Origin of the sequence: Ectopseudomonas composti, from assembly GCF_900115475.1 — a bacterium.
Classification (GTDB): Bacteria; Pseudomonadota; Gammaproteobacteria; order Pseudomonadales; family Pseudomonadaceae; genus Aquipseudomonas; species Aquipseudomonas composti.
Map to the genome: position 1 here is coordinate 280,240 of NZ_FOWP01000001.1, position 12,363 is coordinate 292,602.

At 62.2% G+C, this 12,363-nt stretch carries 16 protein-coding genes; 5 read left to right on the plus strand and 11 right to left on the minus strand.

What is annotated here, in order from left to right; genetic code table 11:
• Nucleotides 1-19 precede the first annotated feature (19 nt).
• Nucleotides 20-166, minus strand: coding sequence for a hypothetical protein (locus BM059_RS25355; protein WP_167364549.1), 147 nt, complete (start codon nt 164-166; stop codon nt 20-22).
• Between the two features lie 255 nt (nt 167-421).
• The gene (radA, locus tag BM059_RS01275) at nt 422-1,780 is read right to left on the minus strand and encodes a DNA repair protein RadA (protein ID WP_074936177.1); all 1,359 of its coding nucleotides are present in this window, start codon (nt 1,778-1,780) and stop codon (nt 422-424) included.
• Nucleotides 1,781-1,877: 97 nt separating this feature from the next.
• On the opposite strand from radA, the gene BM059_RS01280 reads away from it, so the two are divergent.
• Nucleotides 1,878-2,372, plus strand: coding sequence for a GNAT family N-acetyltransferase (locus tag BM059_RS01280; RefSeq protein WP_074936179.1), 495 nt, complete (start codon nt 1,878-1,880; stop codon nt 2,370-2,372).
• A 117-nt stretch (nt 2,373-2,489) separates the two neighbouring features.
• Here BM059_RS01280 and BM059_RS01285 read toward each other — a convergent pair whose 3' ends face one another.
• Together BM059_RS01285 and BM059_RS01290 are read right to left on the minus strand one after the other, a co-directional pair.
• Complete coding sequence (locus BM059_RS01285; RefSeq protein WP_074936180.1) at nt 2,490-2,768, minus strand: HP1242/YdcH family protein; 279 nt, start codon at nt 2,766-2,768, stop codon at nt 2,490-2,492.
• Nucleotides 2,769-2,836: 68 nt separating this feature from the next.
• Nucleotides 2,837-3,085, minus strand: a complete 249-nt coding sequence (locus BM059_RS01290; protein ID WP_037000750.1) for an HP1242/YdcH family protein — start codon at nt 3,083-3,085, stop codon at nt 2,837-2,839.
• Between the two features lie 198 nt (nt 3,086-3,283).
• Here BM059_RS01290 and BM059_RS01295 point away from each other — a divergent pair, with 198 nt between their 5' ends.
• The gene (locus tag BM059_RS01295; RefSeq protein WP_037000751.1) at nt 3,284-4,309 is read left to right on the plus strand and encodes a CNNM domain-containing protein; all 1,026 of its coding nucleotides are present in this window, start codon (nt 3,284-3,286) and stop codon (nt 4,307-4,309) included.
• On the opposite strand, the gene BM059_RS01300 is transcribed toward BM059_RS01295, so the two are convergent.
• From BM059_RS01300 to BM059_RS01330, 7 genes are all read right to left on the minus strand, one after another.
• Complete coding sequence (locus BM059_RS01300) at nt 4,310-5,086, minus strand: ferredoxin--NADP reductase (RefSeq protein ID WP_074936182.1); 777 nt, start codon at nt 5,084-5,086, stop codon at nt 4,310-4,312.
• Between the two features lie 76 nt (nt 5,087-5,162).
• Complete coding sequence (locus tag BM059_RS01305) at nt 5,163-6,341, minus strand: glycine hydroxymethyltransferase (protein WP_074936185.1); 1,179 nt, start codon at nt 6,339-6,341, stop codon at nt 5,163-5,165.
• 15 nt (nt 6,342-6,356) lie between these two features.
• Nucleotides 6,357-7,091, minus strand: coding sequence for an amino acid ABC transporter ATP-binding protein (locus tag BM059_RS01310; protein WP_037000754.1), 735 nt, complete (start codon nt 7,089-7,091; stop codon nt 6,357-6,359).
• 13 nt (nt 7,092-7,104) lie between these two features.
• The gene (locus BM059_RS01315) at nt 7,105-7,797 is read right to left on the minus strand and encodes an amino acid ABC transporter permease (RefSeq protein ID WP_074936186.1); all 693 of its coding nucleotides are present in this window, start codon (nt 7,795-7,797) and stop codon (nt 7,105-7,107) included.
• A gap of 2 nt (nt 7,798-7,799) precedes the next feature.
• The gene (locus BM059_RS01320) at nt 7,800-8,537 is read right to left on the minus strand and encodes an amino acid ABC transporter permease (RefSeq protein ID WP_037000756.1); all 738 of its coding nucleotides are present in this window, start codon (nt 8,535-8,537) and stop codon (nt 7,800-7,802) included.
• A 69-nt stretch (nt 8,538-8,606) separates the two neighbouring features.
• Nucleotides 8,607-9,506, minus strand: coding sequence for a transporter substrate-binding domain-containing protein (locus tag BM059_RS01325; protein ID WP_074936188.1), 900 nt, complete (start codon nt 9,504-9,506; stop codon nt 8,607-8,609).
• A gap of 235 nt (nt 9,507-9,741) precedes the next feature.
• On the minus strand, nt 9,742-10,440 hold the full coding sequence (locus BM059_RS01330) for a GntR family transcriptional regulator (protein WP_074936190.1): 699 nt from the start codon (nt 10,438-10,440) through the stop codon (nt 9,742-9,744).
• 188 nt (nt 10,441-10,628) lie between these two features.
• Between BM059_RS01330 and BM059_RS01335 the strand changes: the two genes are divergently transcribed.
• The 3 genes from BM059_RS01335 to BM059_RS01345 all read left to right on the plus strand — a co-directional run bounded on the left by BM059_RS01335 (nt 10,629) and on the right by BM059_RS01345 (nt 12,363).
• On the plus strand, nt 10,629-11,753 hold the full coding sequence (locus BM059_RS01335) for a methyltransferase (RefSeq protein WP_074936191.1): 1,125 nt from the start codon (nt 10,629-10,631) through the stop codon (nt 11,751-11,753).
• 68 nt (nt 11,754-11,821) lie between these two features.
• Entirely contained in the window at nt 11,822-12,079 is a 258-nt protein-coding gene (locus tag BM059_RS01340) for a type II toxin-antitoxin system Phd/YefM family antitoxin (protein ID WP_021487971.1), read from the plus strand.
• Nucleotides 12,067-12,363: a type II toxin-antitoxin system RelE/ParE family toxin gene (locus BM059_RS01345; protein WP_074936193.1), complete on the plus strand. Its 297-nt coding sequence runs from the start codon at nt 12,067-12,069 to the stop codon at nt 12,361-12,363. The genes BM059_RS01340 and BM059_RS01345 overlap by 13 nt, the downstream gene beginning before the upstream one ends.

Here is a 12,363-nt window from a genome sequence, read left to right on the forward strand (position 1 = left end):
AGACATCGCACTGCGCAACTCAGTGGACGCGGCAGGCAGCCTCGGCTTCCTGGCGACGCTGACGTCGCGCCTGGATGCGTTGCGCCTCACGACGTGCATCGCGCGACTCGACGGCCTTGGCGTCGAAATTGAAGGCTCGGGAAAAGAAATCGAAGAACAGGAACATGATGGTGTCTCCTCGTTTGGATACGCCTTCATGCTGCGCGCCGATAGCCTGCTACCTATTGACCTGAATCAATTTCCGCCGGAGCCCAGTCGCGGCAGAACGCCGCACCACAGGACACTCGTAGCCCGGATGCAATCAGGGGGATATTGGCCATGCACACGGACTTCATCCGAGCGACAAAACGGTAGGGGCCGGCTTGCCGGCGATGCGCTTTGCCGCTTGGATCGATGAAAGAGGCTTCAGCCGCAACGCTCGTCACTCGAACAATGCATCCAGCGCCTGTTCCAGGCGCGTCACGGCGATGACCTGCAACCCCGCTGGCGCCTCCTTCGGCGCATTGCCCTTGGGTACGATGGCGCGCTTGAAGCCGTGCTTGGCGGCCTCCTTCAAACGCTCCTGACCACTCGGCACCGGGCGGATCTCGCCGGACAGGCCGATCTCGCCGAACACCAGCAGGTCGTGCTCCAGCGGCCGGTTGCGCAGGCTGGATATCACCGCCGCCATCAGCGCCAGGTCGGAGGCCGTCTCCAGCACCTTGACCCCGCCGACCACGTTGAGGAAGACGTCCTGGTCATAGGTGGGAATGCCACCGTGACGATGCAGCACCGCCAGGAGCATGGCCAGACGATTCTGATCCAGGCCCAGGGTGACGCGCCTCGGGTTGCCCAGATGGCTGGTGTCGACCAGAGCCTGCACCTCCACCAGCATCGGCCGCGAGCCCTCCCAAGTGGCCATCACCACGCTGCCGGGCACCGACTCCTGAGCGCGGGTGAGGAAGATCGCCGACGGGTTGGAAACCTCCTTGAGGCCCTTGTCGGTCATGCCGAACACGCCCAGTTCGTTGACCGCGCCGAAGCGGTTCTTCACCGCCCGCAGCAGGCGCAGACGACCGTCGGATTCACCCTCGAAATACAGTACGGTATCGACCATGTGCTCCAGCACACGCGGCCCGGCCAGCGCACCTTCCTTGGTCACGTGACCGACGAGAAAGATCGCCGTGCCGCTCTGCTTGGCGAAGCGCACCAGCAGCGCCGCACTTTCGCGCACCTGGGCCACACCACCGGGAGCCGACTGCAGCTGTTCGGTGAAGATAGTCTGGATCGAGTCGATCACCATGACCTTGGGCTTTTCCTGGCGGGCGGTGGCGATGATCGACTCGATGCAGGTCTCGGTCATCACCTTGAGCTTGTCCTGCGGCAGGTCCAGGCGCCGTGCACGCATGGCCACCTGTTGCTGCGACTCCTCACCGGTGACGTACAGCGCCGGAAAGCGCTGGGCGATGTTGCACAAGGTCTGCAGCAGGATGGTCGATTTGCCGATACCGGGATCGCCGCCGATCAACACCACCGAGCCGTCCACCAGACCACCGCCAAGCACCCGATCCAGTTCACCGGAGGCAGTGGAAAAACGCGGAATTTCTTCGACACTGACCTCAGCCAGAGTCTTTATGTTGGCCTTGTCGCCTGCCCAGCCGGCACGCCCGCTGGGCGTCGCGCCCTCGACCACGGTTTCCACCAGGGTATTCCAGGCGCCGCACTCACCGCACTGCCCCGCCCACTTGGGAAAGGTGGCGCCGCACTCGGTGCAGCCGTACATGCGTTTAGCCTTGGCCATGGGGAAATCGTCCTGCCTGTTGAGCGAAGGCTGGAACGATACCGAACTACTGGATAGATTTACAGACCATCGACACTGATCTTCACCAGGGAACGCCATGCAGATCGAACTGCTACCCACCACTGCCGAGCAGTTACCGCTGATCCGCAACCTTTACCAGTTCTACTCCTACGACAGCTCGGACTGGGAGCAGGAAGACGTCGAGGTCGACGGCCGTTTCTACATCCATGACGAGCACCTGCAGCGCTATTGGCAGGAGCCTGGCTGGAGCGCCAGCCTGATCCTGGCCGATGGTTTCATCGCCGGTTTCCTGCTGGTCGAGCGCAGCGAACTGCCCGACATCGATGCGCCGGAGTTCGCCGACCTGTTCATCCTCAAGCGCTACCGCCGGCTGGGTATCGGCCGCGCGCTGGTGCAACAGGCGATGGGCGACGGTAGCACCTGGCTGGTGCGCTTCTACCGCCAGGACGACGTGGCTCTGGCCTTCTGGCAGCAGTTGATGAGCGAGTTACCGAGACCGCCGCGGGCGGTCTGGACGGAAGATGAGGCGGACGGGCTACTCACCTATCTGATCAACCCGCCCGTGCATTGAAGCCTGTCAGCTCCGATGACGTAGCCCGGATGAAATCCGGGAGGGCCGGTGCGTGCGGCGCACCCTACCGGTAGCGACCTCGTAGAGTGCCCGTGCGCACCGCATGCTTCCGAGTGCTCAACCGCGGCAGCCGTTGCCACAGCCACAGCACTGCCCGGAGGCACGCTTGAGCTGACGCGCCAGTTCGTCCTTGAGCGCGACGCGGTTGAGTTTCAAGGCGCTGAGGGTGACGTCGTCGAGCAGCTCGATACCGTCCTCGATACGGCAAATACGCTTGTCCAGCGCTTCGTATTCTTCGGCCTGACGAGAGAACTGTTCATCGCTCTGGCGCAGACGCTGTAGTTCGGTGCGCAGTTCGGGGAAGTCATGAACCAGCGGGTGATGGTCGACGTGCATGATGGAGCCTCTGACAAGAAAGATGGCTCCAGCCTAGCGCCACACGTCGACCCTTCATTTGATCAAGATCAAGCACCGCCTGCCTTACGCAGTAGTTCGGCGATCTCATCCTTGAGCCCCACCCTCTGCAGTTTGAGTCCCTGCAAGACCAGGTCATCAGCGGTCTCGCGACCGTCTTCGATTTCGTAGATGCGCTTGTCCAACGCCTCGTACTCACCTGCCAGGCGAGGAAAGTGCGGGTCACTCTGCATCAGTTGGCGCAGCGCATCGTGATGCTGAGGAAACTCTCGATTTAGCGGGTGATGTTCAAGCGGCATGGAGGACCCTCCCCGGAGATTGTTCTTTTAGCCTAGTCGAAGCTTGGCCAGGTGCAGTCGGTGATATCTGGCTCCGCAAGAGGTCGGGCCAGCGAACGCTGCCTGCGCCAGAACCACGAAATGAAATGTTGCAGCTTTTCTGCTTTTTCCACGGTGCTTGCGTTAAATTGGCGGGCCATTGGCTACTTATCCCCCTACATGACACTCCTGATAGCGTTCGCTGTCCTCTCCATTCTGGTTTCGTTCATCTGTTCCATCCTCGAAGCCGCCCTGCTCTCCCTCACGCCCAGTTACATCGCTCAGCAGAAGGTCGAAAAACCGCTGCTGTACGAACGGCTGAAAGAACTCAAAGACAAGATCGACCAGCCGCTGGCGGCCATCCTGACCCTGAATACGGTGGCACATACCGTCGGTGCGACCGGTGTTGGCGCGCAGGTGGCGATCGTCTTTGGCGATGGTTACCTGGGTATCGCCTCCGCAGTCATGACCCTGCTGATTCTGGTGCTCTCGGAGATTCTGCCGAAGACCATCGGTGCCCGCTACTGGCGTACCCTGGCGCCCATCCTGCCGGGCCTGCTGCGGGCGATGATCCTGCTGCTCAAGCCGTTCATCGTGATGTCGGACCTGATCATGCGCCTGTTCGGCGGCAAGGAGCCGGAGCACGACATTCGCCAGGAAATCAAGGCGCTGACCCTGCTAGGCCGCGAAGTGGGCAAGCTCGACGAAGACGAGCACCGAGTGATCAGCAACATTCTCGATCTCCACGAAATTCGTCTGCGCGACATCATGACCCCGCGCATCGTCTGCGAATCCGCCGCACCAGATGAGTCGATCGCCGCTTTCAAGGCGCGTGCCCGCGAGAGTCAGTTCTCCCGTTACCCGGTAATCGGCGAAGACGAATCGCCGCTGGGCGTGGTGTTCCGTTACGACGCACTGGCCGCGGAGAACGATGGCGAGCCGATCACTCAGATCATGAAGCCGCTCAAGGTCGTGCCGGAAAGCATGAACGTGGAAAACCTGATGACCCTGCTCATGCAGGAGCGTCAGCACATGTGCCTGGTGTACGACGAATTCGGTAGCTGGCGCGGTCTGGTGACGCTGGAAGACATCATGGAAACCATCATCGGGAAACCGATCCTCGATGAAACCGACGACATCCCCAACATGCGCCGCTTCGCCAAGCGCCGCTGGGAGCATCGGATCAAGGCGATCCGCGCAGACTGATCACCAGTAGTTTTCCACCGCCACCTGACCCGGCCTACGGGTCAGGCTCAGGTTAAGACCGCGCGCCTTCAGCCGCTGGCGAATGTCGTCGATCATCTGCGGATTGCCGCAAATCATCACCCGCGAGTGTTCGGGAGTCAGCTCAAGGCCTGCTGCCCGCTCCAGCTCGCCGTTGTCGAGCAGCTCGGTGATACGCGCATTCAGGCAGCCCGGCGCCTGCTCACGGGTGACCACCGGCAGGTAGGTGAGCTTGTCGGCGAACTCAGACAGGTGCTCTAGCTCGGCGAAACCCCGGATCATCGGCTGATAAGCCAGCTCGGCGACACTGCGCGCGCTATACACCAGCACAATGCGCTCGAAGCGCTGCCAGACTTCGAAGTCCTGCAGGATCGACAGGAACGGCGCGATGCCGGTGCCGCTGCCGAGCAACCAGAGGTCGCGGCCATCGACGAAGCGATCGAGGGTCAGATAACCGGTGGCCATTTTCTCCACCAGCAGGCTGTCGCCGACGCGCAGACGGCTGAGTTCGCTGGTGAACTCGCCGCCCGGCACGACGATGGAGAAGAATTCCAGATGTTCGTCGTGCGGCGCGGAAACCAGTGAGTAGGCGCGCCACACCAACGAACCGTCGGCCTTTTCCACGCCGAGGCGAACGAACTGCCCGGCACGGAAACGAAAACCCGCATCGCGCGTGGTGCGCAGGGTGAACAGACTCGGCGTCAGCGTCTGCACATCAAGCAGGGTCTGACGGGTGAACTTGTCATCGCTGACGGTCATGCGAAGCTCCTGAGCGAATGATGTCGGCAGTGTCGCGCAAAAGGCAGACGACAAAAACCGGCAGATCGCAGGGGCATCAGGCCACGGTCATGCGCCCATCCGGCTCGCGGCGCAGGGCTGCCGCCAGCCAGCGAGCAATGTTCGGCACCTGCTCATCCTGCCCACGGGCGATGACGAACTGAGTGCCGACACGCAGGGCATAAGCCCCCGGGGTCGTCGGGTCGTTGCAGGTACCGACCAGAATGCCCTCCTGCTCCAGCGCCTTGATCGTCGCCGCGGCGTCTCTGACCGAACTCATCGGCACCAGCACCTGATGGGTGAAGATCTCGCCTGCGACCGGCGCTATCACACTCACGTTCAGCTCGCGCAGCACTTCGGCGAAAGTCTGGCTGGCCGTGCAGATGCGACGAGCGTAGGCGCCGCCATCGGCTTCAGCCTGCTGCAGGGTGACCAGGAAGGACGGCAGCTTGCCGGCGTCGTAGTTGGCCAGCAGCGCGCGGTCGATGAACCGTGCCAGGCGTTCGCCGTCCTCGGCATTGCCACCGGCGATCAGGCTGTGCGGCCGGCCCGGCAGGGTCTTGTAGGTGGAGCTGGTGAGGATATCGACACCCAGCGCCAGCGGATTGGGGAAGGTGCCGCCCGCGATCAACCCGGACACGTGCGAGGCGTCGAAGATGGTCTTGGTACCCACCTCGCGCGCGGCAGCCACCACCGGTTGGATGTCGTCGGGCGTGATGATCACCGAGCGCCCCAGCATCACCAGCGACGGGCGCAGCGTGCGTACCTGCTCGGCAGCAGCTTGAGCATCCAGGCGGCAGCGGCGGCTGTCGAACGGCAGCTCGGCAACCCGCAGCCCGGCCAGCTCCGGCGTACCACCACGGCGCTGGCTGAGGTGCCCGCCATGAGCCGCGGCCGGCGCCAGCAACAGGTCGCCCGGCCGACTGAAAGCATGAAACACAGCCAGGTTGGCGATGGTGCAACTGGGCAGTCGCGGCTCGGCCCACGCGGCGCCGAACAGGCTGCAGATGCGCTCGCGCACGGCCACTTCGAGGCCAGAGACCAGATCGGTATCAGGCTGTTCCTTGGCGTAGCTCGGCCCCATCGCCGGGTAGGCGCTAAGCTCGACGCTGTAGGCCTGCTGAGCCTCCTCGCTGGGCAGGTTGGCACCGGCGTAGAGCACCACGCGTCCGTCACGCAGCGCAGCGCCGCGCGCAGCCGCCATCGCCAGCAGTTGCTGCTCGTTGGGCATTTCCATGGTTTTCGTCCGGCGTCAGTGAGAGAGAATTTTCGACAGGAACTGCTGGGCGCGATCGGAGCGGGCGTTGATGTCGCCGAAGAACTCCTCCTTAGGGCAGTCTTCGACGATCTGTCCGGCGTCCATGAAGATCACCCGGTCGGCGACTTTGCGCGCGAAGCCCATCTCGTGGGTCACGCACATCATGGTCATGCCTTCGTGGGCGAGTTGCACCATGACGTCGAGCACTTCGTTGACCATCTCTGGGTCGAGCGCCGAGGTCGGTTCATCGAACAGCATCACCACCGGGTCCATGGCCAGGGCGCGGGCGATAGCCACGCGCTGCTGCTGGCCGCCGGATAGCTGGCCCGGATGCTTGTACGCCTGCTCCTTGAGGCCGACGCGTTCGAGCAATTGCAGCCCCTTCTTCTCGGCCTCGACCTTGCTGCGACCGAGCACCTTGATCTGCGCCAGCATAAGGTTCTCCATGATGGACAGGTGCGGAAACAGCTCGAAGTGCTGGAACACCATGCCGACGCGCGAGCGCAGCTTGGGCAGATTGGTGCCCTTGGCGGTGACGCTGACGCCATCGACACTGATCTCGCCGCTGTCGATGGGCTCCAGCGCGTTGACCGTCTTGATCAGGGTGGACTTGCCGGAACCGGAAGGCCCACACACCACCACCACCTCGCCCTTGGCAACGGTGGTCGAGCAGTGCGTCAGCACCTGGAACGAACCGTAGGATTTACAGACATCGCTGATGGTTATCATGGCGAAGGCACTCTTAGCGAATGATGGCGACGCGCTTTTGCAGGCGGCGTACGGCATAGGAAGCGAGCAGGGAGATCACGAAGTAGACCAGCGCGGCGAAGACGTACATCTCCAGCAGGCGGCCGTCGCGCTGGGCGATCTTCGCCGCCGCGCCGAGGAAGTCGGTGATCGAGAGGATGTAGACCAGCGAGGTGTCCTGGAACAACACGATGGTCTGCGTCAGCATCAGCGGCAGCATGTTGCGCAGTGCTTGCGGCAGCACCACGTAGAACAGGCCCTGGCGGCCGGTCATACCTAGCGCCATCGACGCCTGGGTCTGGCCCCTGGGCAGCGACTGGATACCCGAGCGGATGATCTCGCAGAAGTAACAGGCCTCGAACAGGGTGAAAGTGATCACCGACGACCAGAACGGGTCGATGCGCACAGGCCGTGACGCGCCGGTGATCCACTGCACCACGAAGGGCACCATGAAGTAGAACCAGAAGATCACCAGCACCAGCGGCAGCGAACGCAGCAGGTTGACGTAGCCACCCGCGAACATCGACAGCGCGCGATAACGCGACAGGCGCATGATCGCCAACAGCGAACCGAAGAAGATGCCGCCGATGGTGGCGAACAGCGTGAGCGTCAGGGTGAAACTCATGCCGGTGTAGAACAGATAGGGGAGCGAGTCGACCACCACTCCCAGGTCGAAACTGCCAAACATCTTCAGCTCTCCTTACGCAGGCCGTAGCCCGGCACAGCGGCCTTGCGTTCGACGGCGCGCATGGCGAAGACGATGAGCAGGTTGAGCACCAGGTATAGGGTGGTTGCCGCCGTGAAAGCCTCGAAGGTCTGGAAGCTGTTCTCCTGCATCGCGCGGGCGCTGCCGGTCAGCTCCATCAGGCCGATGGCCAGGGCGACGGAAGTGTTCTTGGTGCAGCTGAGAAACTCGGAGGTGATGGCCGGCACGACGATGCGGTAGGCCATCGGCAACAGCACATAACGGTAGGTCTGCACCAGCGTCAGGCCCATGGCCAGACCGGCCATGCGCTGCCCGCGAGACAGGCTTTCCAGCCCAGCGCGCACCACTTCGGCCATGCGCGCGGCGTGGTAGCAACCCAGGCAGATCACCGCCGTGTAGAACGCGGAATTCGGCAACTGCTTGAACCAGCGCCCCAGATCAGGCGGCAGCAGCTCCGGCAGCACGAAGTACCAGAGGAACATCTGCACCAGCAGCGGGATGTTGCGAAACAGTTCGACGAAGCCGGTGCCCAGCGCACGCATCCAGCCTAGCGGCGAGGTCCGTGCCACGCCGACCAGCGAGCCGAGCACCAGGGCAATAGTGAAGGCGCCGATGGCCGTGGCGACCGTCCAGCAGGCGCCCCAGATCAACGTCATCAGGTAGGTGTTGGTGCCATCGAGCGAAGGCTCGAAAAAGATCCACCAGTTCCAGTTGTAGCTCATGGCCTAGCCCGTCCAGTGCATGTCATGTCCCGGCCAGCGCGAATGCCGGCCGGGTTCGGCGACGCTCGATCAGCGATACAACTCGGGATTCGGGTCGTCGGTGGGCTGGGCGATGACTTTCTTCAACTGGCTGGACATCGGGAAGTTCATGTTGATGCCGCGTGGCGGAATCGCCTGAACGAACCACTTGTCGTAGATAGCGTTGATTTCACCACTGGCGTACAGCTCGTCGAGCGTGGCATTTACCAGCTCCTTGAAGGCCTCGTCGTTGCGACGCAGCATGATGCCGTATGGCTCGACCGATAGCGGTTCAGCCGACATGACAAAATCATCGGGGGTCTTCGAAGTGGCCGCAGCGCCAGCGATGGACACGTCATCGAAGATCAGCGCCACGGCGCGCTCGGTCTGCAGGGTGAGCATACCTTCGGCCAGGTCCTTGACGCTCAGCACGTTGAGACCGAGGTTCTGCGCAGCATTGATGTCGCTGATGACCTTGACGCTGGTGGTACCAGCGAGGGTGACCACGGTCTTGCCCTTGGCATCAGCCATGGTCTCGATGGGGGCGCTCTTCTTCGACAGCATGCGCACACCCGCGACGAAATAGGTGTTGGAGAAGCTCACCTGACGCTGACGCTCGGCATTGTTGGTGGTGGTACCACACTCCATGTCGATAGTGCCGTTGGCCAACAACGGCATGCGGGTGGCGCCGGTCACGGGCAGGTAGCTGACCTTCAGATCCGGCTCGTCGAGTTTGAGCTTGATGGCATCGACAACCTTCGCGCACAGGTCCATGGCATAGCCAATCGGGCGCTGCTGATCGTCGTAGTAGGAAAAGGGCACGGCCCCATCACGGTGACCGACGCTGATCTCCCCCAGCTCTGCGATTTTCTCCAGCGTGCCTTCCTTTGCCGATACACCCGCCGCCGCAAACATCAGCATCATCGACGAAGTCGCAAGAATCTTCTTCATGGTTTGCCCCCTGTTTTGTTATCGCGCAACGACTCCCTTTGATGGGGGCCGGCGTGCCCTAGCAAGCATCGCCAGGCCACTCTGCGGGACTGCAATCGGCACCGTCAACAAAAAAGAATAATAAATAATGAATTCATTTTAATTGCACGAGGATGGGGCAATTTTTCCTGCAAATGCTCGAATATCGGGCGCAAAACCGCCCACCCATAAAGAGATTTATACCGAGAGTGAACGGCTATTCTTGATCGCTGACGAACGCCGAGTCCTGCAGCTCGTCGATGGAGTGGCGCACCGTGCGTGCGGTGTTCATCACGTGCTGACGCATGATCTTGCCGAGCCGACTGCCATCCCGTGCAGCAAGGGCCTGAAGGATCTTCTCGTGGTCGCTCACCGCCTCTTTCCAGTCCCGCGGGGCCTGGCGCACGGTGTGGCGGATGTTACGAATGCGCAGTTCCAGGTTGCGGTACAACGCCAGCAGCGACGCATTGTCGGCCGCCTCGAAAATGGCGAAGTGAATGGCTCGGTTGAGCCGCGAATACTCCAGCGAGCGTGACGCCCGATAGGCCTCGATCATGTCCTCGTGCATCTGGCGGATTGCGTCGATCTGCGCATCACTGATCTTTTCGCAGGCCAGCTCGCCAGCCAGCGCCTCGATGCTGGCGATGATCGGGAACAGCTCCTGTAACTCCTCGTCGGTGATGGTGACCACGCGGGCCCCGCGCTGTGGCAGCAGTTCGATCATGCCTTCGGCGGCCAATGCCTTGAGCGCCTCGCGCAGCGGGGTGCGTGAGATGTCGAAGCGCTCGCACAGGGCTTTCTCCGGGATTTTCTGACCCGGCTCCAGCTCGCCGCTGACGATCAGCTCACGCAGATGGTCGACGATCTCGCTGTGCAACGTACGGCGCCGGATGGGTCTTGCTTCGGAAACGCTCAATCTTGTCTCTCGCTCATGCCTCACCAAGGTCTGCCGGCAGATCGCCCGCCAGACCACTGGTGTGAGACTTAGCCATTGGCGCTCACACTTGTCCAGCGACACATGTGGCCGCCTTCAGGAATGTTGGGGTGCATCGGCGCCAGCGGCTATGATGCGCCAGCTCCACACGCCTCCGGAAAACGCCTGCCATGCCGTCACTCGTCACCCCCTTCGCCGCCCTCGACCTGATTCGCCAGCCCGAACAGCAGAACGAACCACTGCAAGCCTTCGATGCTGCCGACGAATACCTGTTGAGTCATTTGCACGAACAGGGCATCGATGTCGCAAGCCGGGTGCTGGTGCTCAATGACAGCTTCGGCGCCCTCGCCTGCTCTCTGGCCGGGCAATGCCAGGTGACCAGCAGTGGCGACTCGCACCTCGGCCACCTGGCATTGCAAAAGAACCTGGCGCGCAACGGCCTGCCGGTGGAGGCAGTCCCCTTCGTGGCATCCAGCGAAACGCCGCAGGGGCCGTTCGACTGGGTACTGATCCGCGTGCCGAAGACCCTGGCATTGCTGGAGGAGCAGCTGATTCGCCTGCATGGCCAACTGGCACCGAATACCCGTGTGGTCGCCGGCGCGATGATCAAGCACCTACCGCGTGCCGCCGGTGACCTGCTGGAGCAATACATTGGCCCGGTGCAAGCCTCGCTGGCGGTGAAGAAGGCCCGGCTGCTCGTGGCCACGCCTGAAACCAAGACAGCACCGCACTCGCCCTACCCCACCCGCTACCGCCTGGATAAACCAGCGCTGGAGCTGATCAACCACGCCAACGTGTTCTGCCGCGACGGCCTGGACATCGGCACCCGCGCCTTCCTGCCGCACCTGCCGCGCCACCTGGAAGCGCGTCGCGTCGCCGATCTTGGTTGTGGTAACGGCGTGCTCGGCATCGCCTACGCCTTGGGCAGCCCACAAGCAGAGCTGACGCTGGTGGACGAGTCCTATATGGCGGTGCAATCGGCGCAGGAGAACTGGCGGGCGGCCCTTGGCGAGCGACCGGTGACGATCCGCGCCGGCGATGGCCTGGCCGAGCAAGCAGCCGACTCGCTCGATCTGGTGCTGTGCAATCCGCCGTTCCACCAGCAACAGGTGGTCGGCGATTTCCTCGCCTGGCGCATGTTCCAGCAAGCCCGCGCGGCGCTGGTCACCGGCGGCGAACTGTGGATCGTCGGCAATCGCCACCTGGGCTATCACGCCAAGCTGGCGCGCCTGTTCCGTGGCGTCGAGCAGGTGGCGGCCAATCCGAAGTTTGTGGTGCTCAAGGCGAGAAAGTGACCCGTTGATTGTAACGGCCGAAAAGTATCACTAAAGTGGCACTTTCATCTGCGCAGCGGGCACCGTCCATGAAAGTCGAGTTGGTCACCAACCTGAAGCGACAGGCCACCAAGATTCTGGCCGACCTTCACGAGTCCAAAGAACCTGTACTGATCACCGAACATGGAATGCCTTCGGCTTATCTGGTGGATGTCGATGATTACCAGTTCATGCAGAAGCGTCTCGCCCTTCTGGATGCTCTGGCTCGCGGTGAACGTGCCGTAATCGAGGGCAACACCCTGAACCATGAGCAGGCCAAGGAAAGGCTGAGCAAATGGCTGAAATAGTCTGGACGAACACCGCCCTCGAGCAGCTCGACGATCTCGCGCACTACATCGCCCTCGACAAACCGGATGCCGCGCGAGCACTAGTCAGAAGAGTCGTTGAAACAATCTCACGGTTAGTGGATTTCCCCCTCTCGGGCCGCGTTCCTGATGAGCTTCCACACTCGGTGTACCGCGAAATCGTCGTCCCACCCTGCAGAATTTTCTACCGCTATACAGACACAACGGTTTTCATCATCCACATCATGCGAGAGGAGCGCGTGCTGCGCGTCCAGATGCTCGAGTGA

Coding starts and splice junctions, on each gene's coding strand:
- BM059_RS01280 (WP_074936179.1), top strand. CDS start 1,878: ATGCAGATCGAACTGCTACCCACCACTGCCGAGCAGTTACCGCTGATC.
- BM059_RS01340 (WP_021487971.1), top strand. CDS start 11,822: ATGAAAGTCGAGTTGGTCACCAACCTGAAGCGACAGGCCACCAAGATT.
- radA (WP_074936177.1), bottom strand. CDS start 1,780: ATGGCCAAGGCTAAACGCATGTACGGCTGCACCGAGTGCGGCGCCACC.
- BM059_RS01310 (WP_037000754.1), bottom strand. CDS start 7,091: ATGATAACCATCAGCGATGTCTGTAAATCCTACGGTTCGTTCCAGGTG.
- BM059_RS01285 (WP_074936180.1), bottom strand. CDS start 2,768: ATGCACGTCGACCATCACCCGCTGGTTCATGACTTCCCCGAACTGCGC.
- BM059_RS25355 (WP_167364549.1), bottom strand. CDS start 166: ATGTTCCTGTTCTTCGATTTCTTTTCCCGAGCCTTCAATTTCGACGCC.
- BM059_RS01295 (WP_037000751.1), top strand. CDS start 3,284: ATGACACTCCTGATAGCGTTCGCTGTCCTCTCCATTCTGGTTTCGTTC.
- BM059_RS01305 (WP_074936185.1), bottom strand. CDS start 6,341: ATGGAAATGCCCAACGAGCAGCAACTGCTGGCGATGGCGGCTGCGCGC.
- BM059_RS01325 (WP_074936188.1), bottom strand. CDS start 9,506: ATGAAGAAGATTCTTGCGACTTCGTCGATGATGCTGATGTTTGCGGCG.
- BM059_RS01335 (WP_074936191.1), top strand. CDS start 10,629: ATGCCGTCACTCGTCACCCCCTTCGCCGCCCTCGACCTGATTCGCCAG.
- BM059_RS01315 (WP_074936186.1), bottom strand. CDS start 7,797: ATGTTTGGCAGTTTCGACCTGGGAGTGGTGGTCGACTCGCTCCCCTAT.
- BM059_RS01300 (WP_074936182.1), bottom strand. CDS start 5,086: ATGACCGTCAGCGATGACAAGTTCACCCGTCAGACCCTGCTTGATGTG.
- BM059_RS01320 (WP_037000756.1), bottom strand. CDS start 8,537: ATGAGCTACAACTGGAACTGGTGGATCTTTTTCGAGCCTTCGCTCGAT.
- BM059_RS01290 (WP_037000750.1), bottom strand. CDS start 3,085: ATGCCGCTTGAACATCACCCGCTAAATCGAGAGTTTCCTCAGCATCAC.
- BM059_RS01345 (WP_074936193.1), top strand. CDS start 12,067: ATGGCTGAAATAGTCTGGACGAACACCGCCCTCGAGCAGCTCGACGAT.